The following is a 21,922-nucleotide window of genomic DNA, read 5'->3' as shown; positions in this document are numbered from 1 at the left end:
CGCGATCCGCGGCACCGGCCGGGCGGTCAGGTGACGACGGCCACCCGCTGCTGCTGTTCGATGATGCGCGCCGCGCGGTGCGGGGAGGTGTCGAGCCGGGCCAGCACGCCCGGGACCGCGTTGTTGGGGAGGATGAGCTCGAAGAGCGCGGAGATCTCGGCGACCAGGTCCGGCGGATCCGCCATGGACTCGGTCACCAGCTGCACCCCGGTCCACGCCCCGACGAAGAGGCGGGACGTGGCGCCCGGATCGACGTGCGGGAGGAGTTCGCCCCGCTCCTTGGCCTCGGTCAGCATCTCCGTCCCGAGAGCGATCCAGTCCGGCCAGCGGGTGCCGAAGAGTCCGCGCGCCCGCGGGTCGACGGACAGCCGGATCGAGGCGCTGAGCAGGGGTTCCCGGGGCAGCCGGTAGGCGAGCAGGAGAGCTATGTCCACCCATTCCTGCAGCTTGAAGGTCTGCGGGGTGACCCCGTCCGCGGTGACCGCCTCCTGGAGGACACCACGGGCCAGCTCTTCCTTCGACGTGAAGTGGAAGTAGAGCGCGCCCCGCGTGAGGCCGGCCCGGTCGAGGATCGCGGCGATCGTGGCGGCGTCGTAGCCGTGCTCGTCGAACACCTCGGCGGCGGCGTTGAGGAAGATTCTGCGGGTGCGGATCGCCCGTTGCTGTCGTGCCAACTCGCGCTCCCCTTGAATGTGGCCTGACGCTTCTTCAAAAAGTACCGGTTAGCCGGTATCATATCAGCGCCGTGAAGACCATTTTGCGCCATGCCCAGGAGGGCCGTGCCCGACATACCCGTTGTTCCGCGTCCGCCGCAGACCGCGGCAGAGGGCCGGCACGACGTCCCCATGGAGTACGTCCACCTCAGACGCTCCGACATGGTCTTCCTCACCACCTGGCGAAGCCGGGAAGATGGCGAGTTCTCGCTGTCCGCGAGGTGGCCGGCTCCTCCGGCAGGTCTCGCCTACGAGTCCCGGGTGCTCACACAGACCATCCGGCAGAGCGGTCTGGTCATCGCGCACGCGGCGTACGGCGTTCCCCTCTCGGATCAGACCCTGCTGCACTACTTCGACTTCACCGTCGCGCCGGGATTCACCGTCACACCCGACGGACCCGGCGAACTCACCGTCGAGGTTTCCGTCTCTGATCCCAAGAAGCGTGGTAGGAGCGTCAGTTCGCTCGGCATGGACGTCCGTGTCCTGCAAGGTGACAGCATGGTCGCACGGGCGGACTCCGAGTTCGGCTGGATCTCGCCGCGCGCCTATCGCCGGCTTCGCGGCGGACACCTCGACCTCGACTGGAACAGCTGGCCGCTGCCGGCCCCGGTGGACCCGCCCACCGTGGGCCGGTCCACCCCGGCCGACGTGGTCCTGGCGGCCGGCGACCGGCCCCTCCGCTGGCAGCTGCGCAACGACGTCGACAACGTCGTGCTGTACGACCACCCGGTCGATCACGTACCGGGACTCGTCCTGATGGAAGCCGCCCACCAGGCCGCACACGCCGCCCTGTACCCCGCACCCTTCGAGCCGACCACCGTCAGCAGCTCGTTCGAGCGGTACGCCGAATTCGACCGCACCTGCTGGATCGAGGCCGAGGTCCTGCCGGCCGCCCCCGGAGAGACCTCCGTACTGGTCACGGCGACGCAGGACGGAGAAACGGTCTTCCGGGGCCGGCTGAGCGGCCCCTGCGGCTGACGGCCTACTGGTTGATGAAACCGCCGTCCACCGGCATCACCGTTCCGGTGAGGAAGGGGCAACGGTCGCTGAGCAGCCAGGCGACAGCGTTGGCGATCTCCTCCGGCTCGGCCGTACGGCCCTGCGGCGTACGGCTGTTGACCATCTCCTCCAGACCCGGGTTGCGCCCGAACCAGTCGGCCGTGATCTCACTGCGGGTCGTGCCCGGCGCCACCGCGTTGACCCTGATGCCCTGTTGGGCGTACTCGTCCGCAGCGGCCCTGGTGAGGCCGACGACTGCGTGCTTGGCCGCTATGTAGGGCGCGGCCGCCGGTATGGCCACCAGGCCGCCCACACTGCTGTTGTTCACGATGGAGCAGTTACCGGGGTTCGTCAGCATGGCCGCGATCTCGTGCCGGAGGCAGTTCCAGACGCCGCGCACATTGACGTCCATGACCGCGTCGTAGACGTCATCGCCCATGAGGTGCAGGGGAGTTCGGTCGCCTCCGAGCCCCGCGTTGTTGAAGGCCGAGTCGAGGCGCCCGTAGGTGTCGACCGTGAAACCGACGGCACGGGCGGCGTCCTCGGCCACCGTGACATCACAGACGACGTAGGAGGCCTGGGCTCCCTTGTCCCTCAATTCGGCGACCAGCGAGGCCAGTCGGTCCTCCCTGCGTGCCGCCAGGACGACCGTCGCGCCCTCCTCGGAGAACACCCGTGCCGCCGCCGCACCGATTCCGCTGCTCGCCCCGGTGATCAGGACGACTCTGTCGTTGAGAAGATCGCTCATGGCCGCAGTCTTGCAGGCCGCCCCGGGCCGCGGCCATGGGCGATTCGTACCGCGCGGTCCTGCCCCGGCCCGCCGCGGCTCCGGTGCGTACGGGAAGCCGGGTGTTACGGCGGGGACTGCCCGTTCCGTGCCCCCGTGCCCCGACGCAGGGTCAGCACCATAACAAACCGTTTGTGCCGTTTTGGAGATTTTTTCCGCCCAATACCGGCAGTGGATACCGGCAGCGGATCGCCTGCTCGCCAGCCGGTCCAAGGGGCCCTGCGATACCGTGCGGCATGCTCGCTGTCCAGTTCGACCGCTTCGGTGGCCCGGAAGTACTCCGTCCCGTGGAACTGCCCACTCCCGTGCCCGGCCCCGGGGAGGTGCTCCTCACCGTCGAAGCCGCCGGGGTGAACTTCGCGGACACCCATCAGGTGGATGGCTCCTACCTCGGCGCCGACGCCCTTCCGTACGTCCCGGGCAGCGAGGTCGTGGGCCGGACCCCGGACGGCAGACGGGTGCTGGCCCGGGTCTCGCACGGGTACGCGGAACAGGTGACCGCCAAGGAGTCCGCCGTCCTGGAGATCCCCGAGGAGCTCGGTGCCGCCCAGGCACTCGCCCTGATGATGCAGGGACTCACGGCCTGGCACCTGCTGCGGTCGTCGGCCCGTCTGCAGCGGGGCGAGAGCGTCGTCGTGCACTCCGCGGCGGGCGGCGTCGGCAGCCTCGCCGTCCAGCTGGCCCGGGAGTTCGGAGCGGGCCGGGTACTCGCCCAGGTCTCCGCCCCGGCCAAGGAGCGCCTCGTCCTGGACCTCGGCGCGGATGCGGTGATCACCTATCCCCTCGCGGAGAAGGCGGACGTCGTCCTGGACGCCGTCGGCGGGGACCTCTTCGACCGGGCCCTGGACTCCCTCGCGTCCTACGGCCGGCTGGTGACCTACGGCAACGCCGCCCGCACCGGCTTCACCCCGGTCGATCCGGCCCGGCTGGGCCGGCTCAACGCCTCCGTCGTCGGCTTCTGGCTCCGCCCGGCCCTCGCGGCTCCGGGCGCGGTGAGCGGCCCCCTCAAGGAGCTCTTCGCCCTGGTCGCCGAAGGCCGCCTCAAGCCCGTGGCGGGCGGAAGCTACCCGCTCGCCGACGCCCGGCGCGCCCATGAGGACCTGCTCGCCCGCCGGACCACCGGAAAGCTGATCCTGACGCCCTGAGGTCCGGGGCGGGGGCCGGTGCGGCCACGGCCCGGACGCACCGCACCCCCGGAGCCGGGAGGCCTCGGGGGTGCGGTGTCGGGAAGAGCGGCGGCTCAGGCTTCGCGGGGCGTCCCGAGCAGGGCGGACGCGTTCTCCAGCGGGCTGAGGGGCGCCGCGGGTGCGGGCACCTCGGCCGGGCGGCAGGTGAAGCCGAGACGCGTCAGCGCCCTGGTCACCTCGCCCGCGGTGAAGTCCCTGCGGTCCTGGCGGGTGATGATCTCGCCGACCTGCTTGACGGGGTAGACACGGCGGCTGATGACCACCGCGTCACCGGTGACGGGTTCGGGCTTGATGCCCTTCATGGAGTCCTCGACCTCGTTCTTGAAGAGGTCGAAGGGGAAGCGGGCGATGACACAGCGCATGGTGCCTCAACAAGATGGTCGCGGAGAAAGCCGGAAACGGTCGGCCGGAGTCCCGGCCGGACGACTACGCGGCCTTGTTGGTCCGGCGCTGCGCCGCAGCGGCACGCGCCTGCGGCGTCGCCGTGTTGGCGTTGGAGCGGCGGCCCTGGCCGGGACGCGCGCCGCGCCGGCCGCGAGGCCCCGAACCGCTGCCCTTGGCGCGCTCCGTCACCGGTGAGGTGATCGTGACGGGCACACCCGACGGTGCCTGGGCTCCGGTGATGCGGTGCAGCTCGGCCTCGCCGGAGCGGACCTGGGCGACCTGCGGCGTGATGCCGGCGTCGGCCATCAGCCGGGTCATCTCACGGCGCTGGTTGGGCAGCACGAGCGTGACGACACTGCCGGACTCACCGGCGCGCGCGGTACGCCCGCCGCGGTGCAGGTAGTCCTTGTGGTCGCTGGGCGGGTCGACGTTGACGACCAGGTCGAGGTTGTCGACGTGGATGCCGCGGGCGGCGACGTTCGTGGCGACCAGCACCGTGACATGACCGGTCTTGAACCGGTCCAGGGTGCGGGTCCGCTGCGGCTGCGACTTCCCGCCGTGCAGCGCGGCAGCCCGCACACCGCTGTGCAGCAGGTGGTCGGTGAGCTTGTCCACCGCGTGCTTGGTGTCCAGGAACATGATCACGCGGCCCTCGCGGGCGGCGATCTCGGTCGTCGTCGCGTACTTGTCGGCGCCCTGGACGTAGAGCACGTGGTGCTCCATCGTCGTCACGGCGCCGGCCGCGGGGTCCACGGAGTGGACGACCGGGTCGTGCAGGTAGCGGCGGACCAGGAGGTCCACGTTGCGGTCCAGCGTGGCCGAGAACAGCATCCGCTGACCGTCGGGGCCGACCTGGTCCAGCAGCTCGGTGACCTGCGGCATGAAGCCCATGTCGGCCATCTGGTCGGCCTCGTCCAGGACGGTGATGGCGACCCGGTCGAGCTTGCAGTCGCCGCGCTCGATGAGGTCCTTGAGCCGGCCCGGGGTGGCGACCACGACTTCGGCGCCGCCGCGCAGCGCGCTGGCCTGGCGGCCGATCGACATACCGCCGACGACCGTGGCCAGCCGGAGCCTGAGGGACCGGGCGTACGGGGTGAGCGCGTCGGTGACCTGCTGGGCCAGTTCCCGGGTGGGGACGAGGACCAGGGCGAGCGGACGGCGTGCGTCGGCGCGGTTGCCGGCGGTGCGTGCCAGCAGGGCCAGGCCGAAGGCGAGCGTCTTGCCCGATCCCGTGCGTCCTCGGCCCAGGACGTCCCGTCCGGCGAGCGAGTTCGGCAGGGTGGCCGCCTGGATGGGGAACGGCACCGACATGCCCTCGGAGGCCAGCGCCGCCAGGAGGGGCGCGGGCATGTCCAGGTCCGCGAAGGACTCCGCGGCGGGCAGGGCGGGGGTGATGGTCACCGGCAGGGCGAACTCACCCGTGACGGCGGAGGAGCGGCGGCCGTAGCCGCCGGAGCGCTTCGGTCCGCCGGAGCGGCCCTGCGAACCCGGGGCGCCCTGACGGCCGGATCCCGCCGAACGGAATCCGTTGGCGGTGCGGCTGCCGGCGGATCCGCCGGAGCGTGTCCGGGAGAATCGGTCGTTCGTGCGAGCTGTGCGATCGCGGTTCAATGGAGAACCTTTCCCTCGAATGGCACGTGTCGAGGGATTCTTTCCGGGCGGCTGCAGCCATGTACGGCGCCAAGAATCGCAAGAACGAGCCGGTGAAATATCGAATAACGAAGCCCGTCCGCCGGGTGAACCAGCAGGATTCGGCACTCCATATGACTGCAGTAACACGCCGTGCCGCGCCTCGCGTGCACACCGGGAATTACCCACTCGGTGCGACGGACCTGGCCGCGGCCGGAAAAACACAACGAGCCGGGACCCGCACCCCAAGGTGCGGGCCCCAGCTGCGCCGTACGCCTATGCGATCAGGCGGGGGTGATGTTCTCCGCCTGCGGGCCCTTCTGGCCCTGCGTGACGTCGAAGTTCACCTTCTGGCCTTCCTGCAGCTCGCGGAAGCCCTGGGCGGCGATGTTCGAGTAGTGGGCGAAGACGTCAGCGCCGCCACCCTCCTGCTCGATGAAGCCGAAACCCTTTTCCGCGTTGAACCACTTCACGGTGCCAGTAGCCATGTCATATCTCCTTCGGGGCGTTGCCCGTGGGCCCACACTGTGTGAGCCCTACGTCGCCGCAAATGATTGCCCCGTCCGGAAGAGACCGGAAATACAAAAGCGCGCTCACTGGAGTGAAAACAGTGAGTGCACTTGAAGTTTTGGGAACCACAACTGCAACTGAGATCAACAGTAGCACGATTGAGGCGCGAGTGAGCTGTACGCCATATCACTACGGCTTCACTCCGTCACGCAGGGCATAAACCCTCACCGCGCATAGCGCGTATTTCTGTCCCCGTCGAAACAGATATACACCCGCACGCCGGTCAGGAATCGGCGCCGCTCCGGCCGGACGCAGGCCGGCGCAGTTGCTCGTTGAGGCTGAGGGCCTCCTCCAGCTGGTCCTCGAGGATGACGATGCGGCAGGCCGCCTCGACCGGCGTGCCGCCGTCCACCAGCTCCCGGGCGCGGGCCGCGATACGCAGTTGGTAGCGCGAGTAGCGGCGGTGGCCGCCCTCGGAGCGCAGCGGGGTGATCAGGCGGGCCTCACCGATGGCCCTGAGGAAGCCTGGCGTCGCACCGATCATCTCGGCGGCCCGCCCCATCGTGTACGCGGGGTAGTCGTCGTCGTCGAGACGGTCCGAAGGCTGCGACGGGGATTCCGGGGGCATCTGCACCTCTTCTGCTGCGCACCGGGCCACCGATATGGCCTGACTGCACAAGAAACCCTAGGCGTAGGGGTAGGACATGTCTATCGCGGCTGAAACAGGTTTCCCCGGTCTCCGGCGTGGCGCGCGCGCCGCCCGCTGCCGCGCGACGCCCCGGAGGAGCCCTCCGTAACCGCCCGGCCACCCCAACAGGGCTGACCGGGCAGTCAGTTGTCGGCGAACCTGCGAACGGTCATACTGCACGGGTAGCCCTTCACGCATCCCCCGTCGTGAAGGGCTACGTTGATGCGCGGCCGTCGGCACCGACCGGGCCGCACGGCCCGCGCGACCCGGAGCACACACGGCATGAGCGGCACGGACAGGACCGCGACGACGGCCCGCACGGTGACGGACGTCCTGCAGCCCCGCAATGTGCTGCTCGTCGGCATGCTCGCCATCGGGATGGCCTCCGCCGGGGACTGGACCGGGCTGCCCTGGGGTTTCCTCGGTGCCCTCTGCGCCGGCCTCGTCCCCGCCGGCTACATCGAGTGGGAGCGCGGGCGCGGCACCTGGGGCGACCGGCACGTGGTGGACAGGACCCAGCGGGCGCCGATCTTCCTGGTGATCCTGGGCTCGCTCGGCACCGGCGCGCTGATCATGGTTCTCGGCGGTGCGCCCCCCGGCATCCTGATCGCGACGATCTCACTGTGGGTGATGACGACCGTGCTCCTGGCGGTCAACGCTCTCTGGAAGATCTCGGTCGACTCAGCGGTCGCGTCGGCCGTGGTCGCACTTCTCTCCGTGACGCACTCCCCGTGGTGGCTGTGCGCGGGTGCCGCCGCCCTCGCCGTGTGCTGGTCGCGGGTGGCCCTGGGATACCACTCGGTGGCCCAGACGGCCGCGGGCGCGGCCGTGGGCGCGGCGACGGCGGCCGGTTTCCTCTTCGCCTAGCCACGGAAATCCGCCAGGCCCGCGCGCACGGGCAGCGGGCCGGCCCACCCGCCCCGGTAGCCCTGGCGGCCCCGTTTGCGGACCCGCACCGGAGCCGGTTACGTGGACGGGGGGCCACGCAGCGATGCCACCGGAGGCGCACGGATGCCCAGGAAAACCTCGAACTCCAAGGCCGGCCTGCTCCTGAGTCTGGGAAGCAGCGCGATCGCCGTCGTGCGCACGGTCAGGCAGATGCGCCGGACGCGCGGCACCGGCAACAGGCTGACCACCGCGAACACCGTGGCGGGGCTGCTGCCCCTGATCACGTCCGCCCTGCTCATCCTGCGCCGGCTGCGCGGACGCTCCTCCGGGCGCTCCCGCGCTGCGGGCGGTCAGTAGCCGCGGCTGCGCGAGACGAGCACCGCGATGTCGTCCTCGGCCGTCGCGGCGAACCGGTCCACGACCTCGTCCAGCAGATCCTGCAGCCTCCCGCCCGACGGCATCGTGAGCTCCGCGAGCCCCGCGAACGACACGTCGATGTCCTCGCCCCTGCGTTCACCAGCCCGTCGGTGTACATGAACAGGGAGGTGCGTGCCCTGCGGGCGCGGAGCGGCCGGCCCTCACGGGCGGCCGGGCACCCGGCAGCTCATCGTCTGCCGCCCCGCTCCGCCCCACATCTCCGCGCAACCGGCCCCCCGGCACCGAGCCCGTCCAGCGACAGCGTCCCCTCGGAGGCCGCGGCCCCCCGCGGCAGCCCGAACGCCGCCTCGACCCGCGTCGGCACCGGAACCAGCCCCAGCAGCCCCGTCACCAGCAGCCCCGCCAGGTGGTGCCAGGCCGGTGCCCGGCGGATCATCGCGTGGTCGCTGCCCGGAATCGTCACCAGGCAGGTGCGGGCACCCGCACGGCGCGCCCTGGCCGTGAGCGACTGGGACGCCAGGGGGCTCGTCACCCGGTCCTTGGTGCTGTGCAGCAGAACGACGTCCCGCCCCGCCAGCTGTGTCACCGGATCACCGGGCGGGCACCACGGGGCGAGACCCACCACGGAGCGGACCAGGGGGTGCCCGGCCGCGTGGAGAGCGGCTCGGGCCCCCATGGAGTGGCCGACGAGGACCACGGGAATGTCTCCCGCCTCGCGGCGCAGGGCGTCCAGCACCCGCAGGGCGTCGTGCAGCGGGTCCTCGCGGCTTCCGTTCCACCCGCGGTGCGTGTAGCGGACCCGCTGCACCCGCACCCCGGAGTCGCCGCGCACCGCACGGGACACCGCGCGCGAGACCGGCAGCATCCGCAGACCGGGCAGGTTGAGGACGCCGGGCGCCGGCGCCGCCAAGCCCGTCTCGTAGCCGCCGTGCAGGATGAGCACCGCTGCCGACGGCGGTCTTTCGGCCACACGTACCTCCGGATCAGGTGTACGGGGCCGGTGCCCGCGTACTCACCCCATATTCGGTGCCGGACGGCGTACGGATGGGCCGAACGTGTCGATGCGTGAAAAGGTGCCGTTCACTGTACGAGGCACAGTCCCTTCCCGCATCCGACCAAAGGAGCCGCCGACATGGCGTCAGGACCTCAGATCGGTCAGCCCGCACCGGACTTCACCCTCCCGGGCGGCACGCTCGACGACGACACCTTCGAGCGGCGCGACCACACGCTCTCGGCCGCGCGCGGCCGGGCCGTCGTCCTCGCCTTCTACCCCGGTGACAACACGGCCGTGTGCACCAAGCAGCTCTGCTCCTACTCCTCGGGGTTCGAGACCTTCGAGGGCCTCGACGCCGAGGTCTGGGGGATCAGCCCGCAGGATGTGGACAGCCACGAGTCCTTCGCCCGCGGCTTCGGCCTGCGCATGCCCCTGCTGGCCGACGTGGGCCGGCAGACCGCCCGGGCCTACGGGGTCGCCGCACCCGGCATCGGCGTACGCCGTTCCGTCTTCCTGATCGGGCCGGACGGTGTGCTGCGGTGGAAGCACGTCGCCCTGCTCGGCGCCACCTTCCAGTCCATCGACACGCTCGCCGAGCAGCTTTCCGGCATTCGAACTCCCTGAAGACTGCCGGATTCCGGCAGTATCCCCACACCGTCCGGCATGGGACCATTCAGGCAGTTCGACGGAAACTTGTCGGGGGACAGCGAACACCGGGGGAGTGATCACGTGACCGTTCTTCTCGGTCTCGGCATTGCGGGAATCGCGCTTCTCGCCCTCTCCCTGGTCTTCGACGGAATCCTCGAAGGGCTCCTCGGCGACGCACTGGGCGGGCTGCTGAACGGCTTCTTCGACGGCCTGCTCTCGCTGCCCGTCATCGCCGGCTTCCTGTCCATGCTCGGCTTCGGCGGTGCGGTCGTTCTCGGCACCACCGGGTCCGGACTCCCCGTGGCCCTCGTGGCCGGCACCCTTGCGGGCCTCGTCGCGGCCTGGCTGACCTGGAAGTTCAGCCAGGCCCTGATGCGCGATCAGACCACGGCCACACCACGCGGCGACGACCTCGTCGGCACCTCGGGATCCGTCGTCACCCCGATCCCGGCCGACGGCTACGGCGAGGTCCTGCTGCGACTCGCAGGCCAGACCGTGAAGTTCTCCGCGAAGAGCGCCGTGCCGGTCGAACGCGGTGCCGAGATCTGGGTGGAGGCCACCCTTTCGACCACCTCGGTCACGGTCCGCCCCGTCGAGCGCTGACCACCACCGAGTCATACGCCTGTCCGAAACCCGTACAGCCGAACACACTGCCGTCCCGTCGGGAGGGCAGGGGGGACACCTCTCATGAGCCCAGTAGTGATCGCCGTCATCGGCATTGTCGTACTCATCGTGCTCCTGGCCCTCGCCGTGATCACCCGTTACAAGGTCGCCGGCCCCAGCCAGGCCTTCATCATCACGGGGCGCCGCGGCAAGAAGTCCACCGATCCGGTGACCGGCCGCACCAGCATCGACAACAGCGGCCAGAAGGTCGTCGTGGGCGGCGGCGTCTTCGTCGTGCCCTTCGTCCAGCAGAAGTTCACCCTGGACCTCTCCAGCCGGCACATTCCCGTCGCCGTACGCGGCGCCGTCACCCTTCGCGGTGTGAAGTCCAACCTCGAGGGCGTGGCGATCGTCAAGGTCGGCGGCAGCGAGGACGCCATCCGCGCGGCGGCCCAGCGCTTCCTCCAGCAGCAGAACGGCATCGTCGGCTTCACCCAGGAGGTGCTCTCCGGAGCACTCCGCGCGATCGTCGGCCGCATGTCCGTCGAGGACATCATCCGCGACCGCGCCGCGTTCGCCGGGCAGGTCGCCGAGGAGGCGGAGGCCAGCCTCTCCGGTCAGGGCCTCATCCTGGACGCCTTCCAGATCCAGGACATCACCACCGAGGGCTCGTACCTCGAGGACCTCGGCCGGCCCGAGGCCGCCCGCGCCAAGCAGGAGGCCGACATCGCCGAGGCGATCGCCCGGCGCGCCTCCGAGCAGGCCAGGCTGAAGGCGGCCGAGGAGATCGCCATCGCCGAGCGGACGTTCTACCTCAAGCAGGCCGAGATCAAGGCCGAGACCGAGGCCGCCGCGGCCAAGGCCAATGCCGCGGGACCGCTCGCCGAGGCGGCCCGTCAGCAGGAGGTTCTCGCCGAGCAGGAGAAGGTCGCCGAGCGCCAGGCGGCCCTGACCGACCGCGAGCTCGACACCAAGGTCCGCAAGCCCGCCGACGCCGCCCGCTACCGGGCGGAGCAGGAGGCCGAGGCCCGCCGCATCGCCCAGGTCAAGGAGGCCGAGGCCGACGCGGAGCGTTCCCGTCTCACCGGTCAGGGTGAGAAGCTCCACCGCTCGGCCCTCGCCGACGCCGTGCGCATCGAGGGTGAGTCCGAGGCGGCGGCCATCGCCGCGAAGGGCGCCGCCGAGGCGGAGGCCATGCAGAAGAAGGCCGACGCCTTCGCGCAGTACGGCGACGCGGCCGTCCTCCAGATGCTGGTGGAGGTGCTCCCGCAGGTCGTCGCCAAGGCGTCCGAGCCGCTGAGCGCCATCGACAAGCTGACGGTCATCTCGACGGACGGTGCGAGCCAGCTGTCCCGCACGGTGACCGACAACGTCGCCCAGGGCCTGGAACTGCTCAACTCCACCACGGGCGTCGACCTGGGCGCGCTGCTCCGGAACCTGCAGGGCAGGGCGGGCGGTACCGCACCGGTCGTCCCCTCCCCCGCGGCCGACGGAGAGAAGATCGAGATCAAGGACTGACCACGCGCGGTTCCTCACGTGCCCGGCCGGTGACCGTTCACCGGCCGGGCATCTGCGTTTCCGCTCCCCCGCCCGGACGGCGGGCTACGCCGTCGGCCTCAGCGGTGGGGGCACACGGGCCGGGCGGTGTCCGACGGGCCCTGAGGCGCGCGGACGCCTCGCGGCGTTCGAACCGTTCAGGCACCTGCCCGGGAGGAAGAGGTCCCGGACGGTGAGTTGCGCAGTTCCTCGTTGATGCGCTGTGCCTCTTCGAGCTGGTCCTCGAGGATGACGATGCGGCAGGCCGCACCGACGGCGACGCCCTGGTCGACGAGCTCGCGGGCACGTGCGGCGATCTTCAGCTGGTAGCGGGAGTACCGGCGGTGTCCGCCCTCCGAGCGCAGCGGGGTGATCAGGCGTTCCTCGCCGAGTGCGCGCAGGAACGCGGGGGTGCTGCCGAGCATCGCTGCGGCGCGGCCCATGGTGTACGCAGGAAAATCGTCGTCGTCCAGACGGCGGAAGGAATCGTCTGCGGGCATCAAACCTCTCTCGGAACGCACTGGAGGGGCCTTGGTGCCATATGGCACCAAGGCCCCGAAGGAAACTGCTACACCATCTGCCGGCCTTGTTCCCGCGCCGGCCTTCTGTGTCCGCACGGCCACCCTCTACGGGGTCGGGAGTGCGGGGATCGCATATGCGTGACCGGAGACCACCTGCCTATCGATGTCCTGCGGTACCCGGGCTCGGATTCCTCCGCCCGGGCGATCCTGATGGTGCTCAACTCCTCCGTTCTTCCCTCTGTGTCACTTGCTTGCCGTGCACTGCTTGCGGCGGCCCCTTATCACTGCGGGCCACCCGGTCCGGTCGTCAGTCCCGTCACCGCACTGCGACCACTGGCTTCGGAACTCCACCACCGCACCGTCCTGCGAACTGCGTGTGGCCTACCGGCAGTTCTTTCCTGCCGGGCCTTCGTTCTCCTGGCCACGGGGAAGACATTAATCCCGGAGTGCGCGGATGTCTACACCCGCCACGACAGATTTTCTGTGGGTCCGGATGGCGTACTTCTGCGGTGCCAGTCGCTCGAAATCTCCATCGGATCGCACGGCGAGTAGTAAAGACCGCCCGAGCGGGCAGGCGAACCCTCCAGGCAGAAGCGGAACAACCGAGCAAGGTGGGGTGTACGCGCATGAGCGACACGATGATCCCCGGTACCTCGACGGCCCCCGCGCGGACCGTGGTGCGGGGCGACAGCACGGACAGCATCCACTGGGCCCGCAAAGCCGCCCGCACGTTCACCGACCGCCTCTCCCCGACGCCGGACCCGCACCTGGCCGACACCCTCGTGCTGGTGGTCTCCGAACTCGCCACCAACGCGCTGCGCCACGGCGGCGGCCGGTTCACCCTGCGGCTCTCCGCCGGACCCGGCACCGTGACCGCCGCGGTCAGCGACCCCAGCCCGACACCCCCGCGCGGGCGGACCCCCGACCTCGACGGCGCCACTGGAGGCTTCGGATGGCACATGGTCAACCGTCTCGCCGAGGTCCTGACCGTCACTCCCGGCCCGGGAGCCGGCAAGACGGTCCGCGCCCAGTTCGCACGGTAGCGGCCCGGCCCGCCACGACGCGGCGCCGCCCCTGTCACGGTCCGCCACCCGGCCGCCCCTGACAGGAGCCGCGCCGCTTCCGCGTTCCGCACGGCGAACGTTCCGGAATCACCCCCGCGGGCGCCCGACGAGGCGGTTTTTCGCGGCCGGATAAGGTAATGGGCGACTAAAGAGATGACCAAAAGCGTCGCCCCGCCGCCGCGTGCTCCTCGGAGGAAGCCATGGGAACCCACCGCACATCGCTGCCAGGAGTCGGCGTCCAGTACGACTACACCACCGAGTCGGGGCAGCACATCTCCGTGGTCGTGCATCACGACGGGCGGCGGTTCCTCGGGTTCTACGAGAAGGACGACCCAGATTCGTGCGTGCTCTCCGTGCCCCTGACCACCACTGAGGCCACCGGACTCGCGCACCTCATCGACGCGGCGCCGATCGACGCCGTGCGGACCGAGGGCATCGATCTGGTCACCGAGCACATTCCGCTCGGGGCCCGTTCCCCCTACGGCGGCCGGCTGCTCGGGGACACCCGGGCACGGACCCGCACCGGGGCTTCGATCGTGGCCGTGCTGCGTACGCACAGCGCGCATCCCTCGCCCGGGCCGGACTTCCGGCTGGCCATCGGGGACACGCTCGTCGTCGTAGGAACGCGTGAGGGCGTCGACACGCTCTCCGAGATCATTGCGGAGGGCTGACCGTGCATGACACGACTGCACTGCTGGTGGAGCTGGGCTCCGTCATCCTGGGGCTCGGCATCATCGGGAGATTCGCCGGGCGGATAGGTCTTTCGCCCATCCCGCTCTACCTGCTGGCCGGGCTCGCGTTCGGCGAGGGCGGGCTGCTGCCGCTCGGCGCCAGCGAGGAGTTCACCGCCATCGGGGCGGAGATAGGCGTCATCCTGCTGCTGCTCCTGCTCGGACTGGAGTACAGCGCCTCGGAGCTCGTGACCAGCCTCAAGACGCAGTACCCGTCGGGGGCCGTCGACTTCGTGCTCAACGCGACGCCCGGCGCGATAGCCGGTCTGATGCTCGGGTGGGGGCCCGTCGGGGCCGTCGCGCTGGCCGGGGTCACCTGGATCTCGTCGTCGGGCGTGATCGCCAAGGTGATGACCGACATGGGACGGCTCGGCAACCGCGAGACGCCCGTCATCCTCGGTGTCCTCGTCATCGAGGACCTCGCCATGGCCGTCTACCTGCCGCTGCTCACCGCGATGCTGGCCGGTGTCGGTCTGGCCGGCGGCAGCATCGCGCTGCTGATCGCGCTCGGCACCGTCGGGTTCGTGCTGTACCTCGCGCTGCGGCACGGGCGGCTCATCAGCCGTGCGGTGTCCTCCGACAACCCGGAGATGCTGCTGCTCGTCGTCCTCGGGCTCACCGTCCTGGTGGCCGGGGTGGCCCAGCAGCTCCAGGTGTCGGCCGCCGTCGGCGCGTTCCTCGTGGGCATCGCCCTGTCCGGTGAGGTCGCCGAGGGCGCGCGCAAGCTGCTGACCCCGCTGCGGGACCTCTTCGCCGCCGTGTTCTTCGTGTTCTTCGGGCTCTCCACCGACCCGGCGGAGATCCCGCCCGTGCTGCTCCCGGCGGCGCTGCTGGCGATCGTCACGGTCTTCACGAAGATCGGCACCGGCTGGTACGCCTCCCGGCGGGCCGGGATCGGTCCGCGGGGCCGTTGGCGCGCGGGCGGCACACTGGTCGCACGCGGCGAGTTCTCCATCGTCATCGCCGGTCTGGCGGTGGCGACGGAACCGCGCATCGGGCCCATCGCGACCGCCTACGTGCTGATCCTGGTGATCGTCGGTCCGCTCACCGCCCGGTGGACGGAGCCGGTCGCCTCGAAGCTCCAGGCGCTGCTCGCGGGCCGGGGGAAGAAGCCGGCCGTCGCGGCCGGTCAGCCGGTGCCGCCCCACGACATGGGGGCCGGCCGGCCGATGCCGTCGCACGACGACCTCACTCCGGAGCATGCCGGGCGCGACTCCCGCGATTCCGGCTGACGTCCCCGGCGGGTCAGAGCGGGGTGGCCGCGTGGAGGATGCCGACGAGCGTCACCGTCGCGTTGAGCGACGACAGCGCCGAGGCCGCCGTCCCCACCGTCGCGGTCACCGCCGCCAGGGCGAGATGCGTGGAGGCCGGGGGCCAGAGCCCCGCCGGGGGCGCGGGGTCGAGCAGCGCGGCCACCCGGCGCGGCACCGGGCCCGCCGTCGCGAAGGCGGGGAGCACGGCGGGGCCGGGCGGGCGGTGCGAGACCAGCGCCGCCGTGGCGACCGCGGTCGCCACGGCCCTGCGGCTGCCGACCTCGTACGCCGCCTCCTCGTCGGCCCAGCGTTCGGTGCTGTACGCCACCGCCGTACGCAGGGGCAGCAGGAACGGGTTGGCGCGCGCCGCCAGTTGGGTCACCAGCAGATAGCGGTGGTGACGGCCGGCCAGGTGCGCGCGTTCATGGGCGACGAGCGCTCGGCGCTCGCCGGCGTCCAAGCAGTCCATCATCGCGGTGGACACGACGATCCGTCCGTCGCGCCCGCGCCGCCCCGGCAGGGCGTAGGCGTACGGGTGGGGGGACGGGACCAGCGTGAGGCCCCCCGCGAAACCGTCGCCGGCTGACGGCGGCAGGGCGCGGGCGGCGCGGATACGGGTCCTGGCGTGCCGCAGCAGCATGCTGCACCAGGCCGTCACCACCGCTGCCAGGACGCCGATCGCGATCAGGCCCGCCTTCTCCTCGTAGGGCACCGCGGCGCGCACCTCGGGGTCCGACCAGCCGTCGGGCAGCGGGTTTCCGGGGAGCTGGGCGGTGCCCACCACCATGAGCAGGGCCAGGCACAGTGTGCTGCACAGGGCCAGGGTCGAACCCACGGCGGCCAGCAGCCGGGTGGCGCTCCTGGGGTGCAGGTGCTGTTCGGCGAGGCGCGCCATGGGCAGTGCGGTCAGCGGCAGGACGAGTGGCAGGTAGACGAAGACCCCCATCGTGGCGGCTCTCAGCCTTCCGGAGCGGCGGAGCCGGGGCGGCCGTCGCCGGAACCGTCGTCCGGGTCCTCGGCCGCGCGGGAGAGCAGCGCGCGGAGCCGGGCCTCGTCGCCCGGGGACAGCGCGGAGACGAACCGGGCCAGGACCGCCTCCCTGTCGTCCTCACCGTCAAGGACGCGGCGCATCCGCAGGGCTGCGAGGCCCGCCTCGTCGGAGGCCGGGGTCCAGGCGTAGGAACGGCCCTGCCGGGTGCGGGTCACGGCCTTCTTCGCGTAGAGGCGGGAGAGGATCGTGATGACCGTGGTGTAGGCGAGGTCGCCGTCGAGGTGCTCCTGCACCCAGCCGGCCGTCGCGGGTCCGCCCGCCGAGCGCAGGACGGTCAGGACCTGGGACTCCAGCTGTCCCTGGCCGCGCCTGGGCAGCCGTGGGCCGTCCCGGGTGCTGCCGTCGTCCGTACCTGTGGGCCTGTTCATCCGCCGCATCCTACTGAGTGGCCGCGTCACCGGCTCTTCGGCCGCCGTGCCGGCGACGGCCGCCCACGGTTCTTCTACACAGCTGTAGAGTTCGACTGGTTCCCGCACCACAGGCAACGCAACGTATGGAGACGTCATGGCCCTTTGGGATCGGATCAAGGAATCCGCGTCGACGATGCAGACGCAGCTGGAGGCGAAGAAGAACGACCTGAAGAGCGGGGCGTTCCGGGACGCGAGCATGGCCATGTGCGCCCTGGTCTCCGCGGCGGACGGCACCATCGACCCGTCCGAGCGGCAGCGCGTCGCCTCGCTGATCGCCACCAACGACGTGCTGCAGAACTTCCCGGCGGACGATCTTCAGCGCCGCTTCAACGACTATGTGAACAAGCTGACCGCGGACTTCGCCTTCGGCAAGGTCAGCGTCCTCCAGGAGATCGCCAAGGCGAAGAAGAAGCCCTCCGAGGCGCGTGCCGTCATCCAGATCGGCATCGTGATCGGCGGCGCGGACGGCGACTTCGACAAGTCGGAGCAGGCCGTCGTGCGCGAGGCGTGCTTCGCGCTCGACCTGCCGCCGCACGAGTTCGACCTCTGAGGACACTCCCCACGGCGCGAGGCGTCCGGCCGGCCCGGAGCCTCGCGCCGTACGGCCCCCTCGGCGGGCCTCCGGGACGCGGGTCAGAGCTCCTTCGCCGGCCAGTCCATCAGCCGGGCGCCGATCACCGCCGTCTGCAGCGCGTAACGGTGCACCGGGTCGGACGGGTCGGAGCCGGTCAGCTGGTGTATCCGCTCCAGCCGGTAGGTCAGCGCACGCACGCTCAGGGACAGCCGGCGGGCCGTCTCAGCGGCGACGCACCCCGCGTCGAAGTACACGGACAGCGTCCGCAGGAGGGGCTCCGCGCCACCCCTCGCCTCCCTGAGCGGGCCGAGCTCGCTGCGCACCAGATCGGCCATCGCCTGCCGGTCCCTGGTCAGGACGGGATAGACCAGCAGGTCGGCGGCGTACAGCACCGGGTCGTCGAGCTTCATACGCTCAGCCAGACCGAGGGCTTCGAGCGCCTCGTCGTAGGAGTGGACCACTCCGCCGGGGCCGCGGTGCGGGCGGCCGACCGCGACCTGGTGGCCGTCCGTCGCGGCGTGGGCCTGTTTGGCGAAGTACCGCAGGACGTCCGGCTGACTGCCGGGGGCGATACAGACGAGGCGCCCGTCCTTCGTCGTGAGCAGGATCTTCCGGCCGCTGAAGCGCGCGAGCATCGCCGCCTCCACACTGCGGGGCACCGCGTCGGACTCGGTGTACGCCTCGGGGCCCGCCGCGACCGCGACGGCGTGGGCACGCGAGAGCCGCAGCCCGAACCGCGTGGCGCGCTCCGCCAGCCTGCCCATGTCACTGCGCCCGTACAGCAGGTCGTCGATGAACTCCCGCCGCGCCGCCTCCTCCCGCCGCACGGTGAGGCGCTGTGCCCGCTCGAAGCCCTCCGCGAAGGCGTCGACCGTCTGCTCCACGGCACCCAGCACGGCGTCGCCGGCCGCCGCGTCCCACGCGCCGCGCGGCCAGGCGGTGCGGGTCCGGGAGAGGTGGAGCCGCACCAGGGCCCGCAGCTGGTGTCCCGCCTCCGCGGCCTCGCGGCCGAGGCTGCGCCGCGTCTCCAGCTCGTCCCTGGTCAGCCGGCGCCCCGTCTCGGCGACCTCGGACAGGATGCGGGCATAGCCCTCCAGGAACCTCTCGGGGATCTCGGGCTCCGCCACGGCACACTCCTCCGCAATCGACTCGGCTGTCACCTCACCAACGCACGAGGACCTATGCCGGTGCCCGGCAGACGGGACCGGCGAAGCCTGCCGGATTCCGGCAATGCGCCGGGGCGGCCCCGACTGGCACGATCTGCTCAGCAACACACGGGGGAAGCACGGGGGTTACGGGGTATCACGGGGGAAGGAACCGGTTGCTGCGGGGCCGTTCGCGGTGCCGCAGCGCCGGCACCCCGTGCGGCCGCCGTCCGGGCTCCCGAAGCGCGTCAGGTGGGACGGGGGCAGTACCGGATGAACGAATTCCTCTCCGCGGCGGTCACCTTCCCCGCCGTCGTCCTCGGCGCGGCCCTGGTGGTCGTCGTCTGCTTCTGGCTGCTGGTGCTCGCCGGTGCGGCCGGACACGACTCGTTCGACACCGACCTGGACACCGAGGCAGCCGGCTTGGGCGGGGTGCCCGTCTCCGTGTCGGCCTCACTGTTCGTCGTCGTCTCCTGGTGCACCTGCCTGACCGGCTCGGTCCTGGTGCTCCGGAGCGGAGCCACCGGCACCCTGCGGGCCGTTCTCCACCTCGCCGTCCTGGCGGGGGCGCTCCTGATCGCCCGGGGGGTGGTCCGCATGCTCGTACGCCGATTCCGCCGGTACTTCGCCGCGGAACCTCCTCCATCCCGGGAGGACTTCGTGGGTCAGGTCTGCACGATCCGTACGGGATCCGTCAGTGCCGACTTCGGGCAGGCCGAGGTCGCGGCTGCCGACGGGTCGACCGCGATCGTGCAGGTACGCCAGCCGATGGGGAAGCCCGCTCCGGGTGACGTCCTCACCTCCGGCAGTACGGGACTCCTCTACGCGTACGACGCCGACGGCGAGTTCTTCTGGGTCTCGCCGTACGACGCGGCGCTCGCCCCGCGCCCGCTGCCGCGCAAGGCCGGCTGACCCGCTTCATCGTCCTCCGGGCCCCGGGGCCCGTGGTTCCGCGCGCCGTCATACGGGGCGCGCCCTCATCTCCGTACGTCCCACCAGCCGTCAAGGACTGTCATGGAAGCCATCTCCCTGGGCATCGGCTTGCTCGTCGCCGTTGTCCTGCTCATCACCATCGCCCTGGTCTTCGTCGTCACCCGCCTCTTCCGCAAGGTCGAGCAGGGTAAGGCGCTGATCATCTCCAAGACCAAGAAGGTCGATGTCACCTTCACCGGCGCAGTGGTCCTGCCGGTGCTGCACAAGGCCGAGACCATGGACATCTCGGTGAAGACCATCGAGATCCGCCGGACCGGGCGCGAGGGCCTGATCTGCCAGGACAACATCCGCGCCGACATCCACATCACCTTCTTCGTCCGGGTCAACAAGACCGTCGAGGACGTCATCAAGGTCGCGCAGGCCATCGGTACGGAGCGGGCGAGCGACAAGGCCGCCATCCAGGAGTTCTTCGCCGCGAAGTTCTCCGAGGCGCTCAAGACCGTCGGCAAGCAGCTCGACTTCGTCGACCTGTACACCAAGCGTGAGGAGTTCCGGGACCGGATCATCCGGGTCATCGGGACCGACCTGAACGGCTATCACCTCGACGACGCGGCGATCGACTTCCTGGAGCAGACGCCGATGGCGCAGCTCGACGGCGCGAACATCCTGGACGCGCAGGGCATCCGGAAGATCACCGAACTGACGTCGATCGAGCACGTGCGGACCAACGAGTTCCAGCGCACCGAGCAGAAGGAGATCACCCGGCAGGACGTCGACGCCCGCGAGACCATCCTGGAGCTGGAGCGGCGTCAGGCCGAGGCGGAGATCAAGCAGCGCCGCGAGGTCGAGACGCTGCGGGCCCGCGAGGAGTCGGCCACCGCCCGGGTCCAGGAGGAGGAGCGGCTCGGTTCGCAGGGCGCGTTCATCCGTACCGAGGAGCAGCTCGGCATCCAGCGGGAGAACCAGGCCCGCGAGGTCGCCGTCGCACAGAAGAACCGTGAGCGGGTCATCGCGGTGGAGAACGAGCGCATCGAGAAGGACCGGCTGCTGGAGGTCATCGGGCGCGAGCGGGAGACCGAGCTCAACCGGATCGCCGCGACGAAGGAGGTCGAGGCCGAGCGCCGTGAGGTCGCGGACGTGATCCGGGAGCGGATCGCCGTGGACCGCACGGTCGCCGAGCAGGAGGAGTCGATCCTGACGCTGCGGGCCGTCGAGGAGTCGGAGCGCACCCGCAGGTCCGTGATCATCGCGGCGGAGGCGGAGGCCCAGGAGAAGCTGGTCAAGGACATCAAGGCGGCGGAGGCCGCGGAATCCGCGGCGGTCCACCTGGCGGCCGAGCAGCTGACGCTCGCGGAGGCCCGGCTGAAGACCGCCGACCTCGACGCGCAGGCGAAGCTTCGGCTCGCGGAGGGCGTCCGGGCGGAGAGCGCCGCGGAGGGCCTCGCACAGGTGCGGGTCCGGGACGCGGAGGCCGAGGTCACGGAGAAGGCGGGCCGCGCGGAGGCCCAGGCCACTCAGGCCCGGCTCATGGCCGAGGCGGAGGGGGCCCGTCTCAAGGCCCTGGCGGTCGCGGAGGGGACTCAGGCGCAGGCGTCCGCGGACGCGGCGGTGATCGGCGAGAGGCTGAAGGCCGAGGCCGGCGGGCTCACACAGAAGGCCGCGGCGATGGCGGCGCTCGACGACGCGTCGCGCGGGCACGAGGAGTACCGGCTGCGGCTGGACGCCGAGAAGGAGATCCGGCTCGCGGAGTTCGATGTCCAGCGGCAGGTCGCCGAGGCCCAGGCGAGGGTGCTGGCGACGGGGCTGGAGAACGCGGACATCGACATCGTCGGGGGCGACTCCGTCTTCTTCGACCGGCTGGTGTCGTCAGTCTCGCTGGGTCGGAGCGTGGACGGGTTCGTGGAGAACTCGAGGACCGCGCAGGCGCTGGCCGGGCCGTGGCTGGACGGACGGGGGTCGTTCACGGAGGACCTGACGCGGGTGCTGGGCTCCGTGTCCACGGGCGACGTGCGGAACCTGACGGTGTCGGCGCTCCTGACGCGGCTGATGCGGTCGCCGGGTGCGGCCTCGGGGCAGGTGAAGCAGCTGCTCGCCGCGGCGGAGGAGCTGGGGCTGGCGGGGATGACGGTCTCGTCCCTGACGGGAGCGGCCTCGGGAGCGCCGTCACCGGGCGGGGCGGGCCCGGGAGCGACTTCGACGAACGGGTCGGGCTCGGCAGCGTCCGCCGCGAACGGGACGGCCTCGGCGAACGGGACGGCCTCGCCGAACGGGACGGCCTTCGTCCAGTAGGCCGTCG

The 21,922-nt window shown here is 71.1% G+C and carries 24 protein-coding genes and 1 pseudogene; 13 read left to right on the top strand and 12 right to left on the bottom strand.

Features of this window, described 5'->3' with window-relative positions; all coding sequences use genetic code 11:
• Positions 1-26: 26 nt before the first annotated feature.
• Positions 27-674: a ScbR family autoregulator-binding transcription factor gene (locus BFF76_RS05965; RefSeq protein WP_031090631.1), complete on the bottom strand. Its 648-nt coding sequence runs from the start codon at positions 672-674 to the stop codon at positions 27-29.
• Positions 675-779: 105 nt separating this feature from the next.
• Between BFF76_RS05965 and BFF76_RS05960 the strand changes: the two genes are divergently transcribed.
• Positions 780-1,691 (top strand): ScbA/BarX family gamma-butyrolactone biosynthesis protein, encoded by a 912-nt coding sequence (locus tag BFF76_RS05960; RefSeq protein ID WP_244167231.1) that lies wholly within the window; start codon positions 780-782, stop codon positions 1,689-1,691.
• Positions 1,692-1,695: 4 nt separating this feature from the next.
• On the opposite strand, the gene BFF76_RS05955 is transcribed toward BFF76_RS05960, so the two are convergent.
• Positions 1,696-2,460, bottom strand: coding sequence for a glucose 1-dehydrogenase (locus BFF76_RS05955; protein ID WP_031090628.1), 765 nt, complete (start codon positions 2,458-2,460; stop codon positions 1,696-1,698).
• 275 nt (positions 2,461-2,735) lie between these two features.
• Between BFF76_RS05955 and BFF76_RS05950 the strand changes: the two genes are divergently transcribed.
• Positions 2,736-3,644 (top strand): quinone oxidoreductase family protein, encoded by a 909-nt coding sequence (locus tag BFF76_RS05950; protein WP_031090626.1) that lies wholly within the window; start codon positions 2,736-2,738, stop codon positions 3,642-3,644.
• A 95-nt stretch (positions 3,645-3,739) separates the two neighbouring features.
• Here the strand turns inward: BFF76_RS05950 and BFF76_RS05945 are convergent, their stop codons facing one another.
• The 4 genes from BFF76_RS05945 to BFF76_RS05930 form a co-directional block, all read right to left on the bottom strand.
• Entirely contained in the window at positions 3,740-4,048 is a 309-nt protein-coding gene (locus BFF76_RS05945) for an SCO5918 family protein (protein WP_031090624.1), read from the bottom strand.
• Positions 4,049-4,112: 64 nt separating this feature from the next.
• A complete protein-coding gene (locus tag BFF76_RS05940) occupies positions 4,113-5,681 on the bottom strand; it encodes a DEAD/DEAH box helicase (RefSeq protein WP_053929511.1) in 1,569 nt (522 codons plus the stop codon).
• A gap of 302 nt (positions 5,682-5,983) precedes the next feature.
• On the bottom strand, positions 5,984-6,187 hold the full coding sequence (locus tag BFF76_RS05935; RefSeq protein ID WP_031090619.1) for a cold-shock protein: 204 nt from the start codon (positions 6,185-6,187) through the stop codon (positions 5,984-5,986).
• Positions 6,188-6,492: 305 nt separating this feature from the next.
• Entirely contained in the window at positions 6,493-6,837 is a 345-nt protein-coding gene (locus BFF76_RS05930) for a MerR family transcriptional regulator (RefSeq protein ID WP_031090617.1), read from the bottom strand.
• Positions 6,838-7,179: 342 nt separating this feature from the next.
• Between BFF76_RS05930 and BFF76_RS05925 the strand changes: the two genes are divergently transcribed.
• Positions 7,180-7,764 (top strand): hypothetical protein, encoded by a 585-nt coding sequence (locus tag BFF76_RS05925; RefSeq protein WP_065847486.1) that lies wholly within the window; start codon positions 7,180-7,182, stop codon positions 7,762-7,764.
• A gap of 144 nt (positions 7,765-7,908) precedes the next feature.
• Entirely contained in the window at positions 7,909-8,142 is a 234-nt protein-coding gene (locus BFF76_RS05920; RefSeq protein WP_031090614.1) for a hypothetical protein, read from the top strand.
• Here BFF76_RS05920 and BFF76_RS30985 read toward each other — a convergent pair.
• Positions 8,136-8,332 (bottom strand): annotated as a pseudogene (locus BFF76_RS30985) (SpoIIE family protein phosphatase); the annotation flags it as partial. The gene BFF76_RS05920 and the pseudogene BFF76_RS30985 overlap by 7 nt on opposite strands.
• Positions 8,333-8,389: 57 nt before the next feature.
• Entirely contained in the window at positions 8,390-9,133 is a 744-nt protein-coding gene (locus tag BFF76_RS05915; RefSeq protein ID WP_031090612.1) for an alpha/beta hydrolase, read from the bottom strand.
• Between the two features lie 162 nt (positions 9,134-9,295).
• Here BFF76_RS05915 and BFF76_RS05910 point away from each other — a divergent pair, with 162 nt between their 5' ends.
• The 3 genes from BFF76_RS05910 (at position 9,296) to BFF76_RS05900 (ending at position 11,926) form a co-directional block, all read left to right on the top strand.
• Positions 9,296-9,781, top strand: coding sequence for a peroxiredoxin (locus tag BFF76_RS05910; RefSeq protein ID WP_031090610.1), 486 nt, complete (start codon positions 9,296-9,298; stop codon positions 9,779-9,781).
• A 105-nt stretch (positions 9,782-9,886) separates the two neighbouring features.
• Positions 9,887-10,408: a hypothetical protein gene (locus tag BFF76_RS05905; protein WP_031090608.1), complete on the top strand. Its 522-nt coding sequence runs from the start codon at positions 9,887-9,889 to the stop codon at positions 10,406-10,408.
• A gap of 84 nt (positions 10,409-10,492) precedes the next feature.
• Positions 10,493-11,926 (top strand): flotillin family protein, encoded by a 1,434-nt coding sequence (locus BFF76_RS05900; RefSeq protein WP_031090607.1) that lies wholly within the window; start codon positions 10,493-10,495, stop codon positions 11,924-11,926.
• A gap of 176 nt (positions 11,927-12,102) precedes the next feature.
• On the opposite strand, the gene BFF76_RS05895 is transcribed toward BFF76_RS05900, so the two are convergent.
• Positions 12,103-12,444: a MerR family transcriptional regulator gene (locus BFF76_RS05895; protein ID WP_031090605.1), complete on the bottom strand. Its 342-nt coding sequence runs from the start codon at positions 12,442-12,444 to the stop codon at positions 12,103-12,105.
• A gap of 647 nt (positions 12,445-13,091) precedes the next feature.
• Here BFF76_RS05895 and BFF76_RS05890 point away from each other — a divergent pair.
• The 3 genes from BFF76_RS05890 (at position 13,092) to BFF76_RS05880 (ending at position 15,492) form a co-directional block, all read left to right on the top strand.
• On the top strand, positions 13,092-13,508 hold the full coding sequence (locus tag BFF76_RS05890; RefSeq protein WP_031090602.1) for an ATP-binding protein: 417 nt from the start codon (positions 13,092-13,094) through the stop codon (positions 13,506-13,508).
• A gap of 221 nt (positions 13,509-13,729) precedes the next feature.
• Entirely contained in the window at positions 13,730-14,200 is a 471-nt protein-coding gene (locus BFF76_RS05885) for a cation:proton antiporter regulatory subunit (RefSeq protein ID WP_031090600.1), read from the top strand.
• Between the two features lie 2 nt (positions 14,201-14,202).
• On the top strand, positions 14,203-15,492 hold the full coding sequence (locus BFF76_RS05880) for a cation:proton antiporter (RefSeq protein ID WP_031090599.1): 1,290 nt from the start codon (positions 14,203-14,205) through the stop codon (positions 15,490-15,492).
• Positions 15,493-15,505: 13 nt separating this feature from the next.
• On the opposite strand, the gene BFF76_RS05875 is transcribed toward BFF76_RS05880, so the two are convergent.
• Positions 15,506-16,459: a M56 family metallopeptidase gene (locus BFF76_RS05875; RefSeq protein WP_065847484.1), complete on the bottom strand. Its 954-nt coding sequence runs from the start codon at positions 16,457-16,459 to the stop codon at positions 15,506-15,508.
• A gap of 11 nt (positions 16,460-16,470) precedes the next feature.
• Positions 16,471-16,932: a BlaI/MecI/CopY family transcriptional regulator gene (locus tag BFF76_RS05870; protein ID WP_065847482.1), complete on the bottom strand. Its 462-nt coding sequence runs from the start codon at positions 16,930-16,932 to the stop codon at positions 16,471-16,473.
• 136 nt (positions 16,933-17,068) lie between these two features.
• Here BFF76_RS05870 and BFF76_RS05865 point away from each other — a divergent pair, with 136 nt between their 5' ends.
• Positions 17,069-17,524 carry a tellurite resistance TerB family protein gene (locus tag BFF76_RS05865; protein ID WP_031090594.1) on the top strand — a complete coding sequence of 152 codons (456 nt, stop codon included), beginning with the start codon at positions 17,069-17,071 and terminating at the stop codon, positions 17,522-17,524.
• An 83-nt stretch (positions 17,525-17,607) separates the two neighbouring features.
• Here BFF76_RS05865 and BFF76_RS05860 read toward each other — a convergent pair whose 3' ends face one another.
• Positions 17,608-18,675: a PucR family transcriptional regulator gene (locus tag BFF76_RS05860; RefSeq protein WP_031090590.1), complete on the bottom strand. Its 1,068-nt coding sequence runs from the start codon at positions 18,673-18,675 to the stop codon at positions 17,608-17,610.
• 291 nt (positions 18,676-18,966) lie between these two features.
• On the opposite strand from BFF76_RS05860, the gene BFF76_RS05855 reads away from it, so the two are divergent.
• Together BFF76_RS05855 and BFF76_RS05850 are read left to right on the top strand one after the other, a co-directional pair.
• Positions 18,967-19,605 (top strand): hypothetical protein, encoded by a 639-nt coding sequence (locus tag BFF76_RS05855; protein ID WP_065847480.1) that lies wholly within the window; start codon positions 18,967-18,969, stop codon positions 19,603-19,605.
• A 102-nt stretch (positions 19,606-19,707) separates the two neighbouring features.
• Complete coding sequence (locus BFF76_RS05850; RefSeq protein ID WP_065847478.1) at positions 19,708-21,915, top strand: flotillin family protein; 2,208 nt, start codon at positions 19,708-19,710, stop codon at positions 21,913-21,915.
• Positions 21,916-21,922 lie beyond the last annotated feature (7 nt).

Source organism: Streptomyces mutomycini (assembly GCF_001700505.1).
GTDB lineage: Bacteria > Actinomycetota > Actinomycetes > Streptomycetales > Streptomycetaceae > Streptomyces > Streptomyces mutomycini.
The sequence above is the reverse complement of the archived record's forward strand: the minus strand, read 5'-3'. Positions and strand labels throughout refer to the sequence as shown.